This is a genomic window from Paenibacillus sp. MER TA 81-3, assembly GCF_023713585.1.
GTDB classification, from domain to species: domain Bacteria; phylum Bacillota; class Bacilli; order Paenibacillales; family Paenibacillaceae; genus Paenibacillus_B; species Paenibacillus_B profundus.
In genome coordinates this window covers 134398-155103 of the sequence record NZ_JAMAWB010000001.1, presented here as the reverse complement: position 1 = coordinate 155103, position 20706 = coordinate 134398, and the positions used below count along the sequence as shown (strand labels likewise).

At 53.0% G+C, this 20706-nt stretch carries 21 protein-coding genes; 2 read left to right on the top strand and 19 right to left on the bottom strand.

Annotation, left to right across the window (positions count from 1 at the left end; all coding sequences use genetic code 11):
• Window positions 1–33: 33 nt before the first annotated feature.
• The 5 genes from M3650_RS00740 to M3650_RS00720 all read right to left on the bottom strand — a co-directional run bounded on the left by M3650_RS00740 (window position 34) and on the right by M3650_RS00720 (window position 5550).
• Window positions 34–321: a stage VI sporulation protein F gene (locus tag M3650_RS00740; protein WP_019424882.1), complete on the bottom strand. Its 288-nt coding sequence runs from the start codon at window positions 319–321 to the stop codon at window positions 34–36.
• A 122-nt stretch (window positions 322–443) separates the two neighbouring features.
• Window positions 444–2492: an ATP-dependent DNA helicase RecG gene (recG, locus tag M3650_RS00735; RefSeq protein ID WP_285848241.1), complete on the bottom strand. Its 2049-nt coding sequence runs from the start codon at window positions 2490–2492 to the stop codon at window positions 444–446.
• Between the two features lie 22 nt (window positions 2493–2514).
• Window positions 2515–3384, bottom strand: a complete 870-nt coding sequence (locus M3650_RS00730) for a DegV family protein (RefSeq protein WP_019424880.1) — start codon at window positions 3382–3384, stop codon at window positions 2515–2517.
• Window positions 3385–3411: 27 nt separating this feature from the next.
• Window positions 3412–5175 carry a DAK2 domain-containing protein gene (locus tag M3650_RS00725; protein WP_251571583.1) on the bottom strand — a complete coding sequence of 588 codons (1764 nt, stop codon included), beginning with the start codon at window positions 5173–5175 and terminating at the stop codon, window positions 3412–3414.
• A gap of 15 nt (window positions 5176–5190) precedes the next feature.
• Window positions 5191–5550, bottom strand: coding sequence for an Asp23/Gls24 family envelope stress response protein (locus tag M3650_RS00720; protein WP_019424878.1), 360 nt, complete (start codon window positions 5548–5550; stop codon window positions 5191–5193).
• Window positions 5551–5726: 176 nt separating this feature from the next.
• On the opposite strand from M3650_RS00720, the gene rpmB reads away from it, so the two are divergent.
• Window positions 5727–5915, top strand: coding sequence for a 50S ribosomal protein L28 (rpmB, locus tag M3650_RS00715; RefSeq protein WP_019424877.1), 189 nt, complete (start codon window positions 5727–5729; stop codon window positions 5913–5915).
• Between the two features lie 89 nt (window positions 5916–6004).
• Window positions 6005–6148 (top strand): hypothetical protein, encoded by a 144-nt coding sequence (locus M3650_RS00710; RefSeq protein WP_019424876.1) that lies wholly within the window; start codon window positions 6005–6007, stop codon window positions 6146–6148.
• Window positions 6149–6242: 94 nt separating this feature from the next.
• On the opposite strand, the gene spoVM is transcribed toward M3650_RS00710, so the two are convergent.
• From spoVM to gmk, 14 genes are all read right to left on the bottom strand, one after another.
• Window positions 6243–6323, bottom strand: coding sequence for a stage V sporulation protein SpoVM (spoVM, locus tag M3650_RS00705; protein WP_019424875.1), 81 nt, complete (start codon window positions 6321–6323; stop codon window positions 6243–6245).
• A gap of 164 nt (window positions 6324–6487) precedes the next feature.
• Window positions 6488–6748 carry a hypothetical protein gene (locus tag M3650_RS00700; RefSeq protein ID WP_019424874.1) on the bottom strand — a complete coding sequence of 87 codons (261 nt, stop codon included), beginning with the start codon at window positions 6746–6748 and terminating at the stop codon, window positions 6488–6490.
• 51 nt (window positions 6749–6799) lie between these two features.
• Window positions 6800–7477 (bottom strand): ribulose-phosphate 3-epimerase, encoded by a 678-nt coding sequence (gene rpe, locus M3650_RS00695; protein WP_019424873.1) that lies wholly within the window; start codon window positions 7475–7477, stop codon window positions 6800–6802.
• Window position 7478: 1 nt separating this feature from the next.
• Entirely contained in the window at window positions 7479–8396 is a 918-nt protein-coding gene (rsgA, locus tag M3650_RS00690; protein WP_019424872.1) for a ribosome small subunit-dependent GTPase A, read from the bottom strand.
• Between the two features lie 55 nt (window positions 8397–8451).
• Window positions 8452–10578, bottom strand: coding sequence for a Stk1 family PASTA domain-containing Ser/Thr kinase (gene pknB / locus M3650_RS00685; RefSeq protein ID WP_251571581.1), 2127 nt, complete (start codon window positions 10576–10578; stop codon window positions 8452–8454).
• On the bottom strand, window positions 10575–11348 hold the full coding sequence (locus M3650_RS00680; RefSeq protein WP_251571579.1) for a Stp1/IreP family PP2C-type Ser/Thr phosphatase: 774 nt from the start codon (window positions 11346–11348) through the stop codon (window positions 10575–10577). Before M3650_RS00680 ends, pknB begins: the two co-directional genes overlap by 4 nt.
• A 6-nt stretch (window positions 11349–11354) precedes the next feature.
• Window positions 11355–12407, bottom strand: a complete 1053-nt coding sequence (gene rlmN / locus M3650_RS00675; RefSeq protein ID WP_019424869.1) for a dual-specificity RNA methyltransferase RlmN — start codon at window positions 12405–12407, stop codon at window positions 11355–11357.
• A gap of 305 nt (window positions 12408–12712) precedes the next feature.
• On the bottom strand, window positions 12713–14107 hold the full coding sequence (gene rsmB / locus M3650_RS00670; protein WP_251571577.1) for a 16S rRNA (cytosine(967)-C(5))-methyltransferase RsmB: 1395 nt from the start codon (window positions 14105–14107) through the stop codon (window positions 12713–12715).
• A complete protein-coding gene (fmt, locus tag M3650_RS00665) occupies window positions 14104–15048 on the bottom strand; it encodes a methionyl-tRNA formyltransferase (RefSeq protein ID WP_251571575.1) in 945 nt (314 codons plus the stop codon). The genes rsmB and fmt overlap by 4 nt, the downstream gene beginning before the upstream one ends.
• A gap of 3 nt (window positions 15049–15051) precedes the next feature.
• Window positions 15052–15528 carry a peptide deformylase gene (gene def / locus M3650_RS00660; protein ID WP_019424865.1) on the bottom strand — a complete coding sequence of 159 codons (477 nt, stop codon included), beginning with the start codon at window positions 15526–15528 and terminating at the stop codon, window positions 15052–15054.
• A gap of 57 nt (window positions 15529–15585) precedes the next feature.
• The gene (gene priA, locus M3650_RS00655; RefSeq protein ID WP_251571982.1) at window positions 15586–18192 is read right to left on the bottom strand and encodes a primosomal protein N'; all 2607 of its coding nucleotides are present in this window, start codon (window positions 18190–18192) and stop codon (window positions 15586–15588) included.
• Between the two features lie 19 nt (window positions 18193–18211).
• Window positions 18212–19540 (bottom strand): bifunctional phosphopantothenoylcysteine decarboxylase/phosphopantothenate--cysteine ligase CoaBC, encoded by a 1329-nt coding sequence (coaBC, locus tag M3650_RS00650; RefSeq protein WP_251571573.1) that lies wholly within the window; start codon window positions 19538–19540, stop codon window positions 18212–18214.
• Between the two features lie 234 nt (window positions 19541–19774).
• Window positions 19775–20002: a DNA-directed RNA polymerase subunit omega gene (gene rpoZ / locus M3650_RS00645; protein WP_019424862.1), complete on the bottom strand. Its 228-nt coding sequence runs from the start codon at window positions 20000–20002 to the stop codon at window positions 19775–19777.
• A gap of 111 nt (window positions 20003–20113) precedes the next feature.
• Window positions 20114–20692 (bottom strand): guanylate kinase, encoded by a 579-nt coding sequence (gene gmk, locus M3650_RS00640; RefSeq protein ID WP_026011406.1) that lies wholly within the window; start codon window positions 20690–20692, stop codon window positions 20114–20116.
• Between the last annotated feature and the right edge of the window lie 14 nt (window positions 20693–20706).

The window sequence follows — 20706 nt, the reverse complement described above, 5'->3', positions numbered from 1 at the left end:
GTAAAACCGAGCTTTCCTTCACGATAATTGAATTTACCGGAACATCCCCCACAGCTTCAGGAGATGAAACGTGTTGTTCGGGTCAATCTTCTGCGCGATAACGAACTGAATGATCTGCTCTTCCTGCTGCGTATTCAACGATTCGTTCAATGCCTGTGTGATTTTACGCAGCAGGCTGCGCACTGCTGGGCGATTTTGCAAGTCCGCCTTCGTGACTCCATCCAAAATAAGCTTAACGCGCTCTTTTGCTGCCGGATTTTTTAGCTTTTGCTTTATTCGCTCAACTAACTGCGGACTAATGCCGTATTTCACATAACTCATGCGGTGTAACACCTCCGGAACATAAGCTGCCCTTGTCCTTGGGACACAAGCTGCATTAGTTCCAATATATGCCCGCCCGCTTGTCTACTATCCGCCCGTTTTTAGATTTGCCGGAAACGGGATTAATCCAGAAGTTCTCCCTGAAACAGCTGCTCTTGCTGCAGCACATCACGCAGCGGCCCATACTCAGGCGAAGTCCAGAACGATTCCGAGCGGATAAACGCCGCCGCATCATCTCGCGCTTGCTCCAGCACAGCGAAATCATTCGTCATGTCCGCCAGCTTAAATTCAGGCAGTCCGCTCTGCTTCGTACCGAAGAAATCACCCGGTCCACGCAGTTCCAAATCGCGCTGCGACAGCTCAAAGCCGTCGTCGGTCTCCGTCATGATTCGCATCCGCTCTTGCCCCACTTCCGATTTTGGATCGGCAATCAGAATACAATACGATTGATGGCCGCCGCGTCCGACGCGCCCGCGCAGCTGATGCAGCTGCGACAGACCGAAGCGCTCTGCGTCCATGACGATCATGAGCGTAGAGTTCGGCACATCGACGCCAACCTCGATGACGGTCGTCGATACGAGCACATGCGTCTCGGCGGAGCTGAACGAACGCATCGCTTCATCCTTCTCTGCCGTGGACATGCGTCCGTGAAGCAGGCCGACGCGAAGGTCGGGAAGAGCTTGCTGCATCTGCACATGCACATCGATCGCATTTTGCACGTCCAGCTTGTCCGACTCTTCGATGAGCGGACAGATGATATAAGCCTGGCGGCCTGCGGATACTTCACGACGTATGAAGCCAAGCACCCGATCGAGCATATCGTGCTTTACCCAATACGTCTTAATCGCTTTCCGCCCAGCCGGCCGCTCACGAATGGAGGACACATCCATATCGCCGAACGCCGTAATCGCGAGCGTCCTCGGAATCGGCGTAGCTGTCATCGTCAGCACATCGGGATTCAGTCCTTTGCGCCGCAAAACGCTGCGCTGATTCACGCCGAAGCGATGCTGCTCGTCGGTAACGACGAGTCCGAGCTTGCGATAATGCACGTCGTCCTGAATCAGCGCTTGGGTGCCGACAAGGATGTTAGTCATCCCCATCTGCAGCGCGCCAAGCACATCCCGCCGCTTGCGTTCGGTCAGGCTGCCCGTGAGCAGTCCTACTTCGATGTCATGCGGCTCGAACAGCTTCTTCAGCGAACGAAGATGCTGCTCTGCCAAGATTTCGGTCGGTACCATCAGCGCACCTTGGTATCCCGCCCGAACCGCGGCGTACAGAGCGACGGCCGCCACGACCGTCTTGCCGGAGCCTACATCGCCCTGCAGCAAGCGATTCATGCAAGATGGCGAGCGCATATCATGCAATATATCAGTAACCGCCTGCTTCTGGCCTTCGGTCAGTTCAAACGGCAAACTGCGCACAAACTGCCGGACGGTCGCATTGTCGACTTCGTGCGGCACACCGTCAGCGCGCTCGCGTGTTACCGCCCGAAAGGCGTGCAGCTTCAATTGGAATAAGAGCAGTTCCTCGTATACCATTCGTCTGCGGGCCTGCTTGCCCTCCTCGACATCGTGCGGCACATGCATCGCCCGTACGGCCTGCTTACGCGGCATTAACCGATAGCGCCGCATGAGTTCGGCCGGCAGCAGCTCCGGAACCGCCTCCCCGAACTGCTGCAATGCCTGTGCAATCGTCTTGCGCATCCATGTCTGTGTAATCTTGCCGCCCACAGAATACACCGGCTGCAGCGTATCCTTGCGCCCGCCGCCACGGTCCGGGAATTCCGATGCCGATACGGTAAGCTGCATGCGGCGCCCGTCCCACTTGCCGGTTAATACGATATCACGTCCTTGCGTAAGCTCCTCACGCAAATAATGACGGTTGAACCAAGTTGCAGTGACAAGCCATTCATCGATCATCACCTTGCACGTCAGGCGTGATTTGCGGCCAAATCGCTGCAGGACAGGGACGCTCATAATACGTCCTTCAACGGTAACCTTGTCTCCATCCTTCACTTCGCTCAAATGGCGAAGACGAAAATCTTCATACCGAAACGGGAAATAATCGAGCAAATCAGCAACAGTAAAGATGCCAAAGGCGTGAAGCTCTTGTTCTTTCGAAGCGCTCACGCCTTTAATCATCGTTACCGGACATTGTTGAAGATGAATCATGATGACATTCCGTTCACTTTCCTCAAGCGTGCCCTTCATCTGCAGGCCACATGAAGACAGCGCCGACGCCGGTTCCTACATGCGTCCCGATGACGGATCCAATGATCGCATACTCTAAGGAACGTAAGTCGAACGCAGTCCGAACCGCTTCCTTCAATTCGTCTGTTGCTGATTTATCGCTCGTATATCCGATGACTGCGTGCACCGGCTTCCCCGCGAAGTCGCGCCGCAGAAATTCCAGCACGCGCCCCAAGGCCTTTCTATGGCCGCGCACCTTGTCCAACGCGCATACTTCGCCTTCACTATCCACAGATAGTATCGGTTTAATGTTGAGCAGTGTACCGAACAGAGCGGCGGCTTTCCCGATGCGTCCGCCCTTTTGCAAGTATTCTAGCGTATCCACCAGAAAATAAAGTTTGCGCTCCTGCTGATAACGTTCAATCATCGCCAATATTTCTTCTTTGGAATGACCGGCTTCAGCCATGCGCGCCGCTTCGACGGCAATGAGCCCGAAGCCGTAGGAGGCAGATTTGGAATCAACAATCGTAATGTCTGCTGCTTCCTCCATCATATTTTTGGCGAGTACAGCGGACTGGTACGTTCCACTTAAGGCAGCTGACAAGTGAATCGAAATAATTTGAGTGTCCGGCTGTTCGTCATTCAACCGTTTGAACACATCCATGAACTCAACTGGCGAAGGTTGGGACGTTGTCGGCAATTGCTTCGCTTTCGCCAACTTCTCATAGAACTCTTCCGCATTGATAGTTACTGCATCCTTATACATTTCATGACCGAAATGCACTTTGAGAGGAACCATTTCAATTCCGTAACGTGCTCGCACCTCATGCGGAATATCCGCGGTGCTGTCCGTTACAATACGGATATGGGCCATACAGAAAATCCCCCCTTCACATTGTCCTTATTCGACGGAAATAATATAGGAATAAATCGGTTGTCCCCCTTGATGCACTTCCACTTCGGCATCCGGGTATTGCTCATTCAGCCACGCGATCAATGCTTCCGTATCTTCTTCACGCGCTTCTTCCCCGGTAAGCAATGTAACAACTTCTCCTCCGTCAGCCAGCATCTTCGTCATCAGTTGCTGCAGCGTATCGTTTACGGATTCGGTCGTCGTTATGATTTTGCCGTTCGCAATGCCCATATAATGACCAGCTTTAATGTCCAAGCCGTCAAGCGTCGTATCCCGAACGGCATATGTCACTTGTCCAGAGATAATATGGCTGATGGCAGCTTCCATTGCCGTCGTGTTTACTTCCAAGCCCTCATCTTCCTGGAACGCAAAAGCCGCGGCTATGCCTTGCGGAATCGTCTTGCTTGGAATGACCGTTACATCACGCTCCACAATCTCGGCCGCTTGCTTCGCTGCCATCACAATATTGGAATTGTTCGGAAAAATATAAATATGCTGTGCCGAAATCGTCTCTATCGCATCGATGAAATCTTGCGTACTCGGATTCATCGTCTGTCCACCTGACAAGACGACGTCCACGCCCAGACTTTTGAAAATATCACCAATGCCTTGACCCATCGCTACAGCAATAAAACCGTAAGGCGCAAGCTCATCGGCCGGTGGATCGACAAGCAGCGTCTCCACGGAAACTTCAGGCACAGGAATGTCAGCAAATACCTCTGGCATAGCAGACATTTCCCCGTGCTCGCCTTGAATGATTTCCCGATGCTGCTCGCGCATATTTAATATACAAATTTGTATCAGTTCCCCGTATCCGAGCGCCAGGTCCAGCACTTCACCCGGCTTGCGGGAATGGACGTGAACTTTAACAATGTCGTCATCCGGAATGACGATAATGGAGTCTCCATTTTTCGCAAGCGCTTTCCTGAAAAAATCTTCATTAAATGGCTTAGCGTTGGAACCGTTGCGAGAACGGTCAATAAAAAATTCCATATCATATAAAAACTCGATATCTTCCGTATGCAGCTTGGCCTGTGCAGAAATTGGAGCTTCATGCGCAGGCGCGACCGCAGCCGGCTTCTTCACCTGAACGGTTACCGGAGCAGGAGCCGCCGTCTCGTCAAATACGCCGTCTTCCGATTCAAGCACGCTTAAGAAGCCTTCGTAAATGTATACTAAGCCTTGTCCACCCGAATCAACCACCCCGACTTGCTTCAATACGGGCAGCATATCTTGTGTCTTGCTTAGCGTTTCATTCGCTTTAGCTACCACTTCACGCATGAAACCGACCAGGTCCGGCGTCCGGCGGGCTATATGAACCGCATGCTTGGCCGTTTCTTTCGCGACGGTCAGAATCGTGCCCTCGACAGGCTTGACGACCGCCTTATATGCCGTATCCACGCCGCTCTGCATAGCATGCGCGAATTGGACTGAATTCACTTCGTCATGGCCAGCTACTCCTCGGCTGAAGCCGCGGAATAATTGGGACAAAATAACACCCGAGTTCCCCCGAGCACCCATAAGCAGCCCTTTAGACAACACCTCCGCCGTTTTGGCGATAGACGTTGATATTTTTGCTTTCATTTCCGTAATGCCAGCGGTCATCGTCAAGTTCATGTTCGTTCCCGTGTCCCCATCCGGTACCGGAAAAACATTCAACGAATTGACGTATTCAGCATGGCGATGGAGCGAATCAGCACCGCCCAGCACGATATTGGAAAATTGTGTTCCATTTAAAGAACGCTTGTTCAACGAATATTCCCCTTCCTAGCTTGATACACGCACGTCCTGCACAAAGATGTTCACTTCGTTCACGGTGAGACCGACTACTTCATTCAGTACGTATTTCACCTTCACTTGAATGTTGTGCGCCACTTCGGAGATCTTCGTCCCGTAACTAAGGATAATATATAAATCTATATGTAGCGCATCCTGTTCCTGGCGTACTTCGACACCACGCGATAAATTTTCACGTCCAAGCAGTTCGGCAATGCCGTCCTTTAATTGCTTGCGCGAAGCCATGCCCACAAGTCCATAACATTCCATTGCCGCAGATCCGGCGATGACCGCTATGACTTCTTCGGAAATACTCACTTTTCCGAAATCGGTATCCAATTGGATGGTCATGGTTCGTTCCACTCCTTTTTTTTGAGTATTATGGACTAATCAATATTGTACTATAATAGAAAACATAAATAAACAAAGTTTTTGATTCAGTTGACGGGGGATTTTAGAATATGATATCATATTTAAGTATTTAATTGTATGCAGTAGTGTTGCTTTGGGATAAGGAGGTGTTAGGCATGGCTCGCAAATGTTTTGTAACGGGGAAGAAACGTGGCTCAGGTAACCACGTATCGCACGCGAACAACAAAAACCGCCGCTCTTGGGGTGTAAACGTGCAAAAAGTTCGCATTTTGGTTGATGGTAAACCAAAACGCGTCTACGTGAGCACGCGCGCATTGAAAGCAGGTAAAGTGACTCGCGTCTAATCCCATGGATTATATAGAAAGAGCACCTGAACGGTATCAGGTGCTTTTTTGATCGTGGGAGAAAGTACAGTTGCTGCTCTGATGAGGAGTTGTCTTATCACTTCAGCAAGCTTCTTGCAGAAGCAGGCGCTGAAAATGACAAGATGCTTGCGCTGATTCATCTTGCAGAAACGGTCCGTCCTTTCAACAAGGACGGCCGGGCCGTTTCTACTCGCGACCGGAACCCGTCATAAGCATTTCTTCTGCTAAGCTATGTCCCGCTCCCGCTCGGGTGCTATATCGTTAGGATGGATGATTACGGATTCAGCAGAATGGCCGCCGGGAGTGTCAGTTTTTTTGAAACGTATTTAATATCGCCTTGACGAAACCTCCTAAAAATTTCGGCAGCTTAAATGTATAAAACTTCATCTTCCACCCTCCTCGTCGTTCTCATCCTACCCCGCCCGGAATCAATAGCCGGCCCTTTTTTGTGAAATAAAAAAGGCTACATGAGAGATCTGTGCTCATGTAACCATCATATGCCGCAGCCGTATCATCTATGCAAAGCGAACAAGCCCGTTTCCATCTTTAGTTTATGCAGCAGGCGCAGGCATTTGCTGCATGTAAATGGCCATGGACATCACAAAGACAAAGACGAAGTAAAACAAAATCGCCAGCAAGATAAAACCGATACGCATTCCTTTCGTTTCATAGCGTTTGAAGAAACGAATACCTAAAAACAAAGCGCCTAACGAGCAAACCAAGTTAAGCGGCAGCTTCAAAAACGCATACATGCCTACCAATGATCCGCACACAAAACTGTACAGCACGAGCATCAGTCTCGTTCTCCACATCGTTCATCTCCCCTTTTCCGTCCGGCCCTGCCTATCGTTCAATGAGGATCTCTATTTTACCGCAGCTGCTCGTCGTATCGCTTGAATCGCAGCAGCGCGATCATGTGCGCCGTATACCGCACTGCCAGCCACGAGCACGTTAGCCCCCGCCTTCACGGCAAGCGGAGCGGTATCCGCCGTAATGCCTCCGTCCACTTCAATAAACACATCGCGGCGTCCCCGCGCGTTTAGTTGCTCACGCAAGCGGCTGATTTTATCCGTCATCGATTCGATGAAGCGCTGTCCCCCAAAGCCAGGATTGACCGTCATAATCAGGATGAGATCCACGTCATCGAGAATTTCTTCGATGCAAGACAAAGACGTTGCCGGATTTAGAGCAACTCCCGCCTTGGCACCGCTTTCTTTAATCTGGTGTACAACCCGATGCAAATGGGGGCATACCTCCGCATGCACCGTAATGAAATCCGCACCCGCCTTGGCGAAGGCAGGCACGTATTTTTCCGGTTCCACAATCATGAGATGAACGTCGAGCGGCAGCTTCGTATGCGGGCGGATCGCTTCCACAATGATGGGCCCGAGCGTCAAATTCGGCACGAAGCGGCCGTCCATAGCATCAACATGAATCCAATCAGCACCGCCTTGCTCCACATCGCGGACTTCTTCACCCAGCTTGGCAAAATCGGCTGATAAAATGGAGGGGGCGATCTGAACGTTCTCAATCTGTTTCATGCTAGTACCTCCGTTTTTTGTCTTTCATTTCTTCAAAAAATAGTACGTAATGCTCGTAGCGTGTCTTGTCAATCTGACCATTCGCTACCGCTTCCTTCACCTGGCAGCTAGGCTCATGAATATGGGTGCAGCCACGGAATTTGCAGTTTTCCGCATAGGAATGAAATTCACGGAAGCACGTTCCCAACTGCTCCACGCCAAGTTCGAGAAAATCAAGCTGGCTGAATCCCGGCGTATCAGCGATATAACCGCCGTGGGGCAACTGCAGCAGTTCGACATGACGCGTCGTGTGCTTTCCGCGCCCCAAACGCTGGCTGATTTGATTCGTTTCGAGCTGGATGCCCGGAATCATGGCATTCAATAAGGAAGACTTCCCTACGCCGGATTGACCCGCGAAGACGCTAATATCTTCAGTTAGCTTGTCCGCTAACCGCTCATAGCCGTAACCGCCTGCGGCGCTTGTCGGTATGACATCATAGCCGATACGGGCATACACTTCTATGATATGCTCCATATCTTTGCCGACCGCAGCAGCTTCCGCTGGCGGAAGCGTCTCGATAATATCCCATTTCGTCAGCACGATAACGGCATCTAAACCGGCATGTTCAATATGTACGAGAAACTTATCCAGCAGTTGGCGATTCAAGACCGGCTCTACCACAGAGAACACGAGTGCGGCAAGCCCCACATTGGAGATCGGTGGACGAATCAACTCCGTTACACGCGGTTCGATTTCGTCTACCGTCCCTTCCCCGTTCTCTGTCATAGTGAAGATAACGCGGTCCCCAACGAGTGGGGACACGCCTTTCTTCTTAAATATTCCTCGGGCACGGCATTGGATCGTCTGTTCGATAGATCCTTCTTCCGGTTGAATGTAATAGTAACCGCTCAGCGCCTTTACGATCAAGCCTTTTGGCATGCAATATCCTCCAAGGTCTTATCTACCCCAATCCGATTATTCATTTTCATCATCTTCATTGTCCGGGTTCTGACGATTGTGTCTGTCCTTCCACGGATTCTTGTCCTTGTTCTTGTTCTTGCCCTTCCCCCTCACCTTCAACTCGCCTGGCCAAGGGGTCGTCAATCTCAGGTATCGGTACATTACCCTGCTTCGCATCGATGTAGGATATCGGATACGTATCAAGGAATGTGCCGTCACGGTAAACAAGGACGACCCCATCTTTATTTGGTGCTAGCACAAGCTCTACGTTGAGTACTTGGGAGGATTTAATCTTCTCAGTGCCCCATTCCATGTTCTCTCCACGCGCATCAGTATACACAATTCGTATCGTACTGTTCTTTCCTTCTTCCTTCGGAGCTACCGGGAGAGGTAAAGTATAATTCAGCGCTTCCGGAGGGAAACCGGAGCTTACATAAATTCTCACTTCCGACCCTTTAGACACGGGATCGTTCGGTTCGAATGGCTTTTGCATAAATACTTGCCCTTGCGGCTCATAACTCGGCTCTTCGACAATGCCGTCTTTCGCCAGCTTCAATTCGTTCGCTTCAATCTTCGCTACCGCCTCATCTTTCGTCAAACCAACCAAACTTGGCATACCGAACGATTCTTTTCCTTTGCTGACGGTAAACTTAATCGAAGCTGTCTTCGGATCGACCTGAGAATTCGGCTGCGGTGACATTCCGACGACGACACCCGGTTCAGCATCATCGTGATATACTTCATCCTTCGTTATATGCGTACTCTCGAACCCGAGCTCGACCAACTGCTGCACCGCCGTCTCGAACGGCTTGCCCGCATAATCCTGCAGCGAGACAAGGGGTGTCCCCTCACTGACATACAGACGTATGGTCGATCCTTCTTTGACCCTAGTGCCTTCCGACTTGCTTTGGTCAAAGACGATCCCCTTTTCGAATCCTTCTTTATGCTCGTAAACGATAGGATCCTCCACTTCGAGTTTATATTCCTTCAACTTGTCTTTCGCCGCTTGCTCCGTCAAATTAATGAGATTCGGCATGCTCACATCTTTAACGACAAGCAGGCTCTTCACATAAAATACGACACCGACCATAATTGCGAGAAAGAGCAGTGTCACCCCACCCCAAATGGCTGGCTTTACCCAAGACTTGCGCGTCTTCGCTTCTGCCACAGCAGGCGAAGGGGCCGGCGAACCTGCCGCACCAGAGTTGGAAGAAGCGGCATAGGTGTCATACTCCTTGGGTGCGCTTTTCTCCATCGGGCGAATCGCAGGCATCACTCTCGTTTCCTGTTCATCGTCAAAGGGTACGCGCGAAACAAATGTCAGCTTCTGCTCGTGTGCCCGTTCAGCAGACAAACACGTTTCCAAGTCTCGCATCATTTCCGCAGCCGACTGATAACGCTCTGCTGGATTTTTGCGCATCGACTTTAAAATAATGTTCTCTACGCTTTGCGGAATATGAGGGTTGACGAGCCGCGGCTCATCAAACGGTTCCTGCAAATGCTTGAGCGCGACACTAATCGGGCTTTCCCCTAAAAACGGAAGTTTGCCCGTAAGCATTTGATACAGTACGATGCCAAGAGAATATAAGTCGGATTTTTCTCCGGTCAACACTCCTTTGGCGTGTTCGGGTGAAAAATAGTGCACCGAGCCTACGACGGAACCTGTTTGTGTAATCGTCGAGGAAGTGACCGCGCGCGCGATTCCGAAATCCGTTACCTTTACACGGCCATTTTTCCCGATAAGAATGTTATGGGGTTTAATGTCACGGTGAATGATTCGGTTCTGGTGGGCATGCTCCAGCGCATCGCAGATTTGAATGGAAATACGCACTGCCTCTTCCGTCTGCAGCGGCGCCCGTTCCTGAATAATTTCGTTTAAGTTATGACCTTCGATATATTCCATGACGATAAAATGCGTATCCTCTTCTTGTCCCACATCATAAATGCTGACCACATTCGGATGGGATAAGGAAGCAGCGGATTGGGCTTCCCGTCGAAAACGGCGGATGAATTCCTCATCATGCACGAATTGCTGACGCAACACTTTAACCGCAACATAACGGTTAAGCAAATTGTCGAGCGCTTTATAGACAAGCGCCATTCCGCCTCCGCCGACACGTGCAATAATTTCATAGCGCCCGGCTAATGTAGTTCCAATCACGAGTTCCACCCCTCTTCCATGGTGCCGGACTCGGCCTGCTCCAACAGAACGATCGTGATATTGTCGTCTCCGCCAGCATTGAGTGACTGCCCTAGCAAACGGTCTGCTTTCGCTTCGAGCGGAAGAGAAGGATCGATGACGGCGCTCCATATTTGATCGGAATTCATCATATTGGTCAAGCCGTCGCTGCACAGCAGGAGATACTGTCCGCTGCCGAGCGTAATCGGCTTCATATCCACCTCAACCTGCGCGTCTGTTCCGAGCGCACGGATGAGCACATTCCGGCGTGGATGCCGCATCGCTTCCTCCGGTTCAATCTGACCGTTCTTCACCAGCTCATTCACGAGCGTATGATCCTCTGTCAATTGAAGGATGCCTTGGCGATCGACAGAATAGGCCCGGCTATCGCCGATATGTCCGATATAACCATTGCACTTCGAATGGTCAAATAAGGCCGCAACGATGGTTGTTCCCATGTGATAATACTTTTCATCCTGTGAGGCAATATGAAATATTGTTTGATTTGCGCGCAAAATAGCAGCTTCCAGCGCACGTTCCAACTGGTTGGCCTGCAAATCTTGCGGCAGCGCAGAGAGCTCAGACACTACGGTCTCCACCGCCAAGCGGCTTGCTATATCACCAGCTTGATGACCGCCCATCCCGTCGGCCACAATGGCCAAGTAGTAGCCGTTATCAAGCACAGCAACGTATGCGCGGTCCTCGTTCACTGCGCGTACACGTCCGACATCGGAACGATGCACAGCTTTCATTCTAACTCACCTCGCCTTAGACTCCATGTGCTTCGCACGCAACTGACCGCATGCTGCTGCAATATCATGTCCTTGCTCACGGCGAATCGTAGCATTGATTCCCCGATCCTGCAGCGCACGGTGAAACTTAAAAATATCATTGCGCGGGGTGCGGACATAATCCCGCTCCGGCACATAGTTTACCGGAATGAGATTGACGTGTGCCAGCATGTCCATCCGCTTCAGCACATCTGCCAACTCCTCCGCTTGTTCCACTTTGTCATTGACGCCACCGATGAGCGCATACTCGAACGTAATGCGCCGGCCGGTCTTATCCTGATAATACTTGAGCGATTGCATCACTTCCTCAAACGGAAAGCGGCGATTCACCGGCATCAGCTTGGAGCGGAGCGCATCATTCGGCGCATGGATGGAGATCGCCAAGTTAATCTGGGTGTCTTCATCCGCGAACTTGTAAATGCTCGGCACGATGCCGCTCGTCGACACCGTAATGTGCCGCTGGCCGATATTGAGCCCTTTTTCATGAATCATAATGCGAAGGAATGCCATGGTCGCATCGTAATTCTCGAAAGGCTCCCCTGTCCCCATGATAACGATACTGCTGACGCGCTCATCCGTTTCATCCAATATCTTCTGCGCGGCGACCACTTGGGCCACAATCTCTCCGGCAGTCAGGTTCCGCTTCAGCCCGCCAAGCGTGGAGGCGCAGAACGTGCAGCCGACGCGGCAGCCGACTTGTGTCGTTACGCAGATGCTGTTCCCGTAGTTGTGCTGCATAATTACGGTTTCGATAGCATGGTCATCATGCAAGCCGAATAGAAATTTATACGTTCCATCCTGCGATTTCATGTGTGTAATTTCTTTCAGAGTCACAAATTGATAATGCTCCTCCAGCTTATCCCGCAGCGATTTGGACAGATTGGTCATTTCGTGAAAATCATTGATTCGCTTGACATAGAGCCAATCAAATATTTGTCCTGCGCGAAATGCAGGCTCGTTCTGCTCCTTTAGCCACTGCTGCAGCTGTTCAAAAGTTAAATCGTATATAAATGGTTTCATGTGTCTGTCCAACCTCTCAATTCTTAACTCGTCATGCAGTCGATCTATTTTACCACAAATGGCAGTCATGCTAAAAGCCATAGCTTGGAAGCCAGTCCCAGAGCGGATCACGCACAACAAAAGCCACAATATTCAGGAGTATTCTCTTGAACATTGCGGCTTTGGATTTGAATTGAAGTGCGTGTTCAAAAAGGTCACTTTTTGCAATACCTCTATAAGCCTGCTCAGGAAGAAGGCCTTCGTGGCAATGCCTCAAGACTGTTCCGCTCCGGACTCCGCGTTCCGACGCCTGCTAGACGGCCGCGTTAGCGCTTCGTCAAGCAGGCGATGAAGAAGCCGTCGGAGCCAGCGTCCTGTGGCAGCACCTGCAGCATCCCGGCAGGGCTGCGCTCGAGCGCCGCAGCGAGCGCTTCGGCAGGCAGTGCGGCCTTCCACGTCTCGTCAAGCTCCCAGCCGTCGTGCGCCTGCTCGGAGAGGAATGCGCGCACGACGGCTTCGTTCTCCACGTGCTCCACGGTGCACGTGGAGTAGACGAGACGGCCGCCCGGCCGCACGAGCCGCGCAGCTTCGGCGAGCAGCCGGGCCTGCAGCGCCGCAATGGACGATACATCCTCCGGATGCTTCGTCCATTTGATGTCCGGCTTGCGGCGGATAACGCCGAAGCCGGTACACGGCGCGTCGAGCAGAACGGCATCGAAGCTGCTTTGCGGCAGCACTTCGCTGAGCGTCGCCGCATCGGCGTTCATCGTGCGCAGCGACTTCAGCCCAAGGCGGGCGGCCTGCTCGGCGATAAGCGCCACCTTATGGGCGTGAACGTCGTTCGCGACGACTTCCCCTGTGTCGCCCATCACTTCGGCGATATGGGTGGACTTGCCGCCAGGGGCGGCGCAGCAGTCAAGCACACGCTTCCCCGCTTCCGGCCGCAGCGCTTGGACGACGAGCATCGAGCTCTCGTCCTGCACGGACAAGCGGCCCTCGCGGTACCAGACGCTGTGCGCAAGATTGCCCGCCCCTTCGGCGACGATGCCGTCCGGCGTCACCGTGGACGCCTTGACGTTCAACCCGCTCGCCTGCATGTCGGCGAGCAGCGCCTCCCGGTCGGCCTGCAGCCGATTCACACGTGCGCTGCCGTGCGGCGGCCGGTTATTGGCCGCGCACATCGCTTCCGTCTCCGCTTCGCCGTAAGCTTCGATCCAGCGGTCCACGAGCCACGCTGGGTGCGAATGCTCCCATGCAATGCGGCTGACCGCATCATCCGCAGCCGGAGCATTCCACAGCTCTGGCTCGCGCATAACGGCGCGCAGCACGCCGTTCACGAAGCCGCCCATCGCCTGCTGGCCGCGCCGCTTCGCAATTGCGACCGCTTCGTTCACCGCCGCATGAGGCGGCACGCGGTCCAAATACCGAAGCTGGTATACGCTCATACGCAGCAGATTGCGCATCCACGGCTTCAGCTTCGCCAGTCCGCGCTGCACCTTCTGCTCGAGAACGCCGTCAATCGTGTTCAGCCGCTGTATCGTGCCGTACACAAGCTCTGTCGCAAGCGCCGCGTCGACACGTTCCAGCTTCGCCACCTGCAGCGCTTCATTCAGCTTCAGATTGCTGTACGAATGCTCCTTCTCCACCTGAACGAGCACCTCGAGCGCTACGTCACGCGCCGTGCGCCGCTTGCCGGTTGGTTGGGACCCACGCTCGCTCACTTCAGCACCGTCCCTTGACTCAGCTTCCCGCTGCGCACGAATTCAGCAGCCGGCATCGCCTTCTTGCCCGCTGGCTGTACCTCGGTCAGACGCAGCGTGCCTGCGCCCGTCTGCACTTCAATCCCACGCGCATCCGCGGTCAATACGGTTCCCGGCTCACGTCCGCCGGCGTTCGAAGACGCGTCGGCAGGCGCTTCGCACGCCCACACTTTGAACACTTCTCCGTTCCACATCGTAAACGCGCCGGAGAACGGAACGAGTCCCCGTACTTGATTGAAGAGGTCCTGTGCCGGACGCGTCCAATCGATTTGCTCATCCTCGCGCTTTAAGTTCGGGGCATACGTTGCTTCGTCATTATTTTGCGGTACAGCTTCCGCGCGTCCCGCAATCAATTCCGGCAACGTGCGGCGCAGCAGGTCAGAGCCCGCTGCGCTCAGCTTCTCGAACATCGTCCCCGCGTTATCGGCGTCTGTGATCGGAACTTCAACACGGCTTATCATGTCCCCCGTATCCATCCCTTCCGCCATGTACATAATCGTCACACCCGTCACCAGCTCCCCGTTCATAATCGAACGCTGAATCGGCGCGCCGCCGCGATATTTCGGCAGCAGCGACCCATGGACATTAATGCAGCCGAGGCGTGGAATGTCGAGCACCGATTTCGGTAAAATTTGCCCGTAAGCCGCCGTCACGATAAGATCCGGCTGCAGCGAGCGAATATCTTCAATCGTAGAGGAGACACGCAGCTTCTCCGGCTGCCATACGGTAAGGTTGTGCTGCAGCGCCGCCGCTTTGACCGCAGTCGGCGTCAATACCCGCTTGCGGCCAACCGGACGGTCCGGCTGCGTAACGACAGCATCTACTTCATAGCCTTCTTGCAGTAACATTTCCAAGGATGGCACGGCAAATGCCGGCGTTCCCATAAATACAATTTTGGTCATTGCTTATTCCCTACTTTCGCGGGGCACCTCATATACGAGTTCCGCAATTTCAGTAAAGAGCACCCCGTTTAAATGGTCGATCTCATGTTGGAAGGCGCGGGCCAAGAAATCAGTCGCTTCCAGCGTAAATTCATTGCCGTGGCGATCCAGTCCCTTCACCTTTACCTTCTGATGCCGACGAACGTCACCGTTCAGCCCGGGAATGCTCAAGCAGCCTTCAGGCCCGAACTGCTCCCCTTCCGTCTCCACAATAACGGGGTTAATCATTTCGATTAATCCGTGCTCGTCCCCGACATCAACGACAATAACACGCTTTAAAATGCCGATTTGCGGAGCGGCGAGCCCTACGCCTTCGGCATGGTACATCGTATCCGCCATATCGTTCAGCAGCTTATGAATATTGGGCGTAATTTTAGGTACTTCCTTCGCGATTTGATGAAGAACCGGATCCGGTTCAAGTACAATGATGCGCAATGCCATCAGGCACACCTTCCTTTTTTATCTATAAATGATTTCTCATAACTATTTTCAATACAACTACATCATCATCTGCGGATCTATATCGACGCTAAACCAAATATCCTGCTCTTTCGAGATGGAATCAAATTCAGCCATCGCTTCTGCCATCAGTCCCGATAAATCCACGTTGCCTCTGCATTTGATGACGCATTGAAAACGGTAGCGGCTCTTTATCCGTGGAATCGGAGAAGCGACCGGACCGAGAATGTCCACCGCGTCCGCGTGCGAATCAAGCGGCTTGAGCCAGCCATGCTGTTCAGCCAGCTCCTTTAAGCGCATTGCAGCATTCTCCGCTACGCGGACGAGCAGCGGCAACTGCTCATGCGTCATCGACAGGAGCGCCAAGCGGCAGAACGGAGGCACGATTTGATTGCGCCGATGGCGCAGCTCGTCAGATGCAAACGCCGCATAATCGTGCTTCGACGCGTGAAGGACGGAATAATGCTCCGGCGCATACGTCTGTACGACAACTTCGCCCGGCAAATCGTGCCGTCCTGCGCGGCCGGCCACCTGGGTGAGCAATTGGAACGTCTTCTCTGCCGCCCGGAAATCAGGCATATGCAATGCCGAATCCGCCGCAATAACGCCAACCAGCGTAACGTAGGGAAAATCGAGTCCCTTTGCCACCATTTGTGTGCCTAACAGCACATCGGCCTTCCGTTCACGGAATTGCTGCAGCATCCGTTCATGTGAGCCTTTTTCCGATGTTGTGTCCACATCCATGCGGATGACGCGAATGCCTGGAAATCGTCTTGCCAGCTGCTCCTCCACCCGCTGCGTGCCCGTTCCGAAATAGCGAATATGCTCGCTCTCGCAGGAAGGGCAAACCGAAGGAGCCCGTTCCGCATGGCCGCAATAATGGCAGCGCATATGGCCGGTCTTCATATGGTACGTAAGCGAAATGTCGCATTCCGGGCACTGAGCCACATAGCCGCACGTCCGGCACATGACAAAGGTGGAGTAACCGCGGCGGTTCAGGAGGAGCACCGTCTGTTCGTTCCGTTCAAGCCGCTCTTCCAGTGCCTTCTCCAGCGGAGCGCTGAACATAGAGCGGTTGCCCAGCTTCAGCTGCTCTCGCATATCTACAATTGTGACCGGCGGCAGCTCTCTCCCGCCGACACGGGTCGGCATGGCGACAGACGCTAAATTCCAGGCCGGCGGCTCTAGGCCGCGCGGCAACGTATCGCTGCCATACAGCCTGGCTGCATAATATGTTTCCATCGACGGGGTAGCGGAACCGAGTACAACGACTGCCCCGTGCTGCCGCGCACGTTCTATCGCCACATCCCGCGCATGATATTTTGGCGTTTCTTCCTGCTTATAGGACGTCTCATGCTCTTCATCCATTATAATAAGCCCGATGCGGGCGAAGGGGGCGAACACGGCAGAACGCGCGCCAATAGCCACCTGTACGCGGCGTTCGCGAATCTTTCTCCATTCGTCATACCGTTCCCCTTGCGACAGACGGCTGTGAAGCACAGCCACCTTGGAACCAAATCTGCCTTTGAAACGCTCAACCATCTGCGGTGTGAGCGAAATTTCCGGCACGAGCACGATCGCTTCTCTGCCTGACTGCAGACAGCGATCAATCGCTTGCAAATACACTTCCGTCTTTCCGCTGCCGGTCACGCCGTGCAGCAGGAACGATTGATGCCGTTCAGCATCCAACGCCTCAATCAAGGAGTCAAATACACCTTGCTGCTCTTCTGTGAGCGGCAACGGTCGCGACGGCTGGAACTGGCGGTGCGCAAATGGATCGCGCATAACCTCCACTTCATCGACAACGACATAGCCTTTCGCTTGCAGCGCCTTCACGGCGGAAGTATTCAAATCCTTAAGCGGCAGCTCGCCTCCGAATTCCAGCAGCTGTGCCAGCACCTCGCGCTGGCGCTGAGCTCGACTGCCGAGCGCTTCGAGCAGTTCATTGAGCTCCGCCTGCTCGACAGCTAGCTGCACCCGCTTCAGCTTTTTAACTCCGATACGGTCCTTAATTCGCTCCGTCTCTACGAGCCATCCGTGCTGCACTGCCTCTTTGATAAGTCGTGCCGCATCCGGAAAAGCCTGCAGCAGCTTCGGTGCTGCTATCGGTTCATGCCGCTTCACATAAGCCAACAATTCACGCGTCAGCGGGTGATCCAGCACAGAGGCAGGCCATAGCTCGAACTGTTCCCCGAGCAGGGAGGCAGCGGAATGATGAGGATGCTGCAGAAAAATAATCGCATCCTCCCCAAGCTGCACCGCCTTCTCCCGCTTGCCTTTCATCGCCCCAGGAATCATCGCCTGCAGGGCGGCTGTCTGCGTACAGACATAGCGGGCGCTCATCCATTGTGCCAGTTCCACCAAGTCTGGCGGCAGCGGCGGGACGACATCAAGCAATTGCTGCAGCGGCTTCAAACGATGCAGCGGCACATCGGTATAATGCGACAATCTGATGACGAAGCCTTGAACCGTGCGTCCGCCGAACGGCACGCCAACCCGGCTGCCGACTTCCACCCACGACGCGAGGTCGTCGGGAACCGCGTAGTCAAACGGACGGTTCGTTGCTTTACTTGATACATCCACAATGACTTGAGCCACAAGACCATGCCGTTCCTCTTCGAAGCCCGACTCTGTCCCGAAGCTCATCGTCATCACTACTCCATCTCTATTCAAGCGAACGCACCTCTTCGGCAGTAAGCATCCGCTGACCGGAACCTGCCGGAAGCCGTTCAGCTACGATGTGCAGCAGACGCTTCGCGATTCCCGTCTTCGCCATGAGCGGAATGCGTTCCACCAAGCCTTGTTCCTCATAGATCAACACTTCGTTATTGTCCGAACGGAACCCTGCATCAGAACGCGACACATCGTTCGCTACAATCAGATCAAGCCGTTTGCGCCGCAGCTTATCGATGGCATACTGCTCTACGTGCTCCGTCTCTGCCGCGAATCCGACGAGGAACTGATGCATTTTCCGCTTGCCCAGCTCCTCCAATATATCCGGATTGCGCTCCAGCTCGATAATTAGCTTTTCACCGGTCTTTTTTAATTTCTGTGCCGCCCGGTTAACTGGCCGATAATCCGCCACGGCCGCTGTCATAATGACAATATCGGCGTTGTCGTATTGGGACGTCACCGCATCGAACATATCTTGGGTCGATTCGACCGCGATAACCTCCATGCCTTCCGGTGGAGCAACCTGAGTCTGTCCCGCTATGAGAATAACCTTCGCTCCCATACTGCGTGCCGCATCTGCAACGGCGAACCCCATTTTCCCGGAAGAATCGTTCGTAATATAGCGGACCGGATCAATTCGTTCCAGCGTACCGCCTGCGGTGACCAGCACCGTTCGGCCGGACAGCAACTCTTCCCCGCCGCCCAGTCCAGGTTGAAGTTCGGCATCATGGCCCAGCTTGCTTGGCAGCGCCACCTCACTGACGGCTTGTTCCTTTGCTGTGGCACACCACTGCTTCACATGCTCCACGATATGCTCCGGTTCAGCCATCCGGCCTTTGCCCGTATATCCGCAAGCAAGCAGACCCTCTTCCGGTTCAATGAACATGACGCCTCGTTGCCGCAGCACGTCCATGTTCTGCTGCACCGCAGGGTGAGCGTACATATGCACATTCATGGCCGGAGCCACCAAGATCGGGGCCATCGTCGCCAGCACGGTCGTCGTTAGCATATCATCGGCAAGTCCATGAGCCATCTTCGCGATCACATTGGCCGTCGCCGGTGCGATAAGGACCAAATCGGCATGATCCGCCAAATGAATATGGGACACGACCGATGCATCCCGTTCATCGAACGTATCTGTATACACGTTCTGACGCGACAGCGTCTGAAACGTCAATTCCGAGATGAATTGAGTGGCGGACGACGTCATAATGACGTGCACCTCCGCACCCTCCTGCTTTAATTTGCTGCATAGAGCCGCGGCTTTATAAGCCGCGATCCCACCAGTAACTCCGAGCACTATCGTTTTCCCTTGCAGCATACGCTCCCGCCTTTCCGTTACGTTTCATGCAAGCGTTTTTTCATTACATTAAAAATATACAACCTTGAAAAAAATAACAACCTTTCGGTTGTTATTTGGATTATAGACTCATTTAAGAGCATACTTGGTTCGATATCCCTGCTTGAATAAGCAGACCCCGATCCAAGCAGCCCGCATACGATACGCGTTTTCCGTTACAGAGGTTGTTCAAAAAGCCCCTTTTTGAACACGCAATTACAGAACCGTTTTTGAGCGTTCTTGCGTTTGTGTACCTTGTTGAATAAAAATATTATCACCGTAAATTTCCTCCAACGCCACACCAACCTGCTTGTGCGATTTTGGCTGAGTCATCTCCGTACGGTTTCCGTCACGCAGCTGGCGCGCCCGGCGAGAAGCGGCAACGACCAAAGAATATTTACTGTCTACCTTCTTCATCAGTTCATCAATAGATGGATAAAGCATAGTTCAACACTCCTTTTCTTAGTGCTTCTTGACTGATTTACTTAGTCCGAAGCGTGTATCGACAATGAACCGTGACAAGGCACACTTCGTGAAAAGTGCGCCCTGCTCAGCCTATTCATTAGGCTCAATTTTACAATGTTCGGCAATAACGATGCTCTCTATACGTTCGCAAGCCAAGTCAATCTCGTCATTCACGACCGCATAATCATAGTTCGCCATGAGCGCGATCTCTTCAACCGCTACATTCATACGATGATCGATGACGTGGTCGTTCTCCGTTCCGCGACCGCGAATACGGTCCTTCAACTCGTCCAGCGAAGGCGGAAGCAAGAATATAAAAATGCCGTCAGGGAACTTTTCTTTTACTTTCAGCGCACCTTGGACTTCAATCTCCAAGATGATGTCGCGTCCTTCCTCGAGTGTGCGCTCGACGAAATCGCGCGGCGTGCCGTAATAATTCCCTACATACTCGGCATATTCAAGCAATTGATCCTCTTCGATCATCTGCATAAATTGTTCGCGTGATTTGAAAAAATAATTCACGCCGTCCGTCTCGCCGATCCGCGGCTGGCGGGTCGTGGCGGACACGGAATAGATCAAATCAGGCATTTTTTTCAGAAGCGCCTTACACACCGTGCCTTTACCGACTCCAGACGGGCCGGAAAGCACAAATAATAACCCCTTATTCATGTTCGTCTCCATCT

What these genes read in the sequence shown, in the direction of transcription:
- M3650_RS00740 (WP_019424882.1), bottom strand. Translation starts at nt 321, where the DNA reads ATGAGTTATGTGAAATACGGCATTAGTCCGCAGTTAGTTGAGCGAATA.
- recG (WP_285848241.1), bottom strand. Translation starts at nt 2,492, where the DNA reads ATGATTCATCTTCAACAATGTCCGGTAACGATGATTAAAGGCGTGAGC.
- M3650_RS00730 (WP_019424880.1), bottom strand. Translation starts at nt 3,384, where the DNA reads ATGGCCCATATCCGTATTGTAACGGACAGCACCGCGGATATTCCGCAT.
- M3650_RS00720 (WP_019424878.1), bottom strand. Translation starts at nt 5,550, where the DNA reads ATGACCATCCAATTGGATACCGATTTCGGAAAAGTGAGTATTTCCGAA.
- rpmB (WP_019424877.1), top strand. Translation starts at nt 5,727, where the DNA reads ATGGCTCGCAAATGTTTTGTAACGGGGAAGAAACGTGGCTCAGGTAAC.
- spoVM (WP_019424875.1), bottom strand. Translation starts at nt 6,323, where the DNA reads ATGAAGTTTTATACATTTAAGCTGCCGAAATTTTTAGGAGGTTTCGTC.
- M3650_RS00700 (WP_019424874.1), bottom strand. Translation starts at nt 6,748, where the DNA reads ATGTGGAGAACGAGACTGATGCTCGTGCTGTACAGTTTTGTGTGCGGA.
- rpe (WP_019424873.1), bottom strand. Translation starts at nt 7,477, where the DNA reads ATGAAACAGATTGAGAACGTTCAGATCGCCCCCTCCATTTTATCAGCC.
- rsgA (WP_019424872.1), bottom strand. Translation starts at nt 8,396, where the DNA reads ATGCCAAAAGGCTTGATCGTAAAGGCGCTGAGCGGTTACTATTACATT.
- M3650_RS00680 (WP_251571579.1), bottom strand. Translation starts at nt 11,348, where the DNA reads ATGAAAGCTGTGCATCGTTCCGATGTCGGACGTGTACGCGCAGTGAAC.
- rlmN (WP_019424869.1), bottom strand. Translation starts at nt 12,407, where the DNA reads ATGAAACCATTTATATACGATTTAACTTTTGAACAGCTGCAGCAGTGG.
- fmt (WP_251571575.1), bottom strand. Translation starts at nt 15,048, where the DNA reads ATGACCAAAATTGTATTTATGGGAACGCCGGCATTTGCCGTGCCATCC.
- def (WP_019424865.1), bottom strand. Translation starts at nt 15,528, where the DNA reads ATGGCATTGCGCATCATTGTACTTGAACCGGATCCGGTTCTTCATCAA.
- priA (WP_251571982.1), bottom strand. Translation starts at nt 18,192, where the DNA reads ATGAGCTTCGGGACAGAGTCGGGCTTCGAAGAGGAACGGCATGGTCTT.
- coaBC (WP_251571573.1), bottom strand. Translation starts at nt 19,540, where the DNA reads ATGCTGCAAGGGAAAACGATAGTGCTCGGAGTTACTGGTGGGATCGCG.
- rpoZ (WP_019424862.1), bottom strand. Translation starts at nt 20,002, where the DNA reads ATGCTTTATCCATCTATTGATGAACTGATGAAGAAGGTAGACAGTAAA.
- gmk (WP_026011406.1), bottom strand. Translation starts at nt 20,692, where the DNA reads ATGAATAAGGGGTTATTATTTGTGCTTTCCGGCCCGTCTGGAGTCGGT.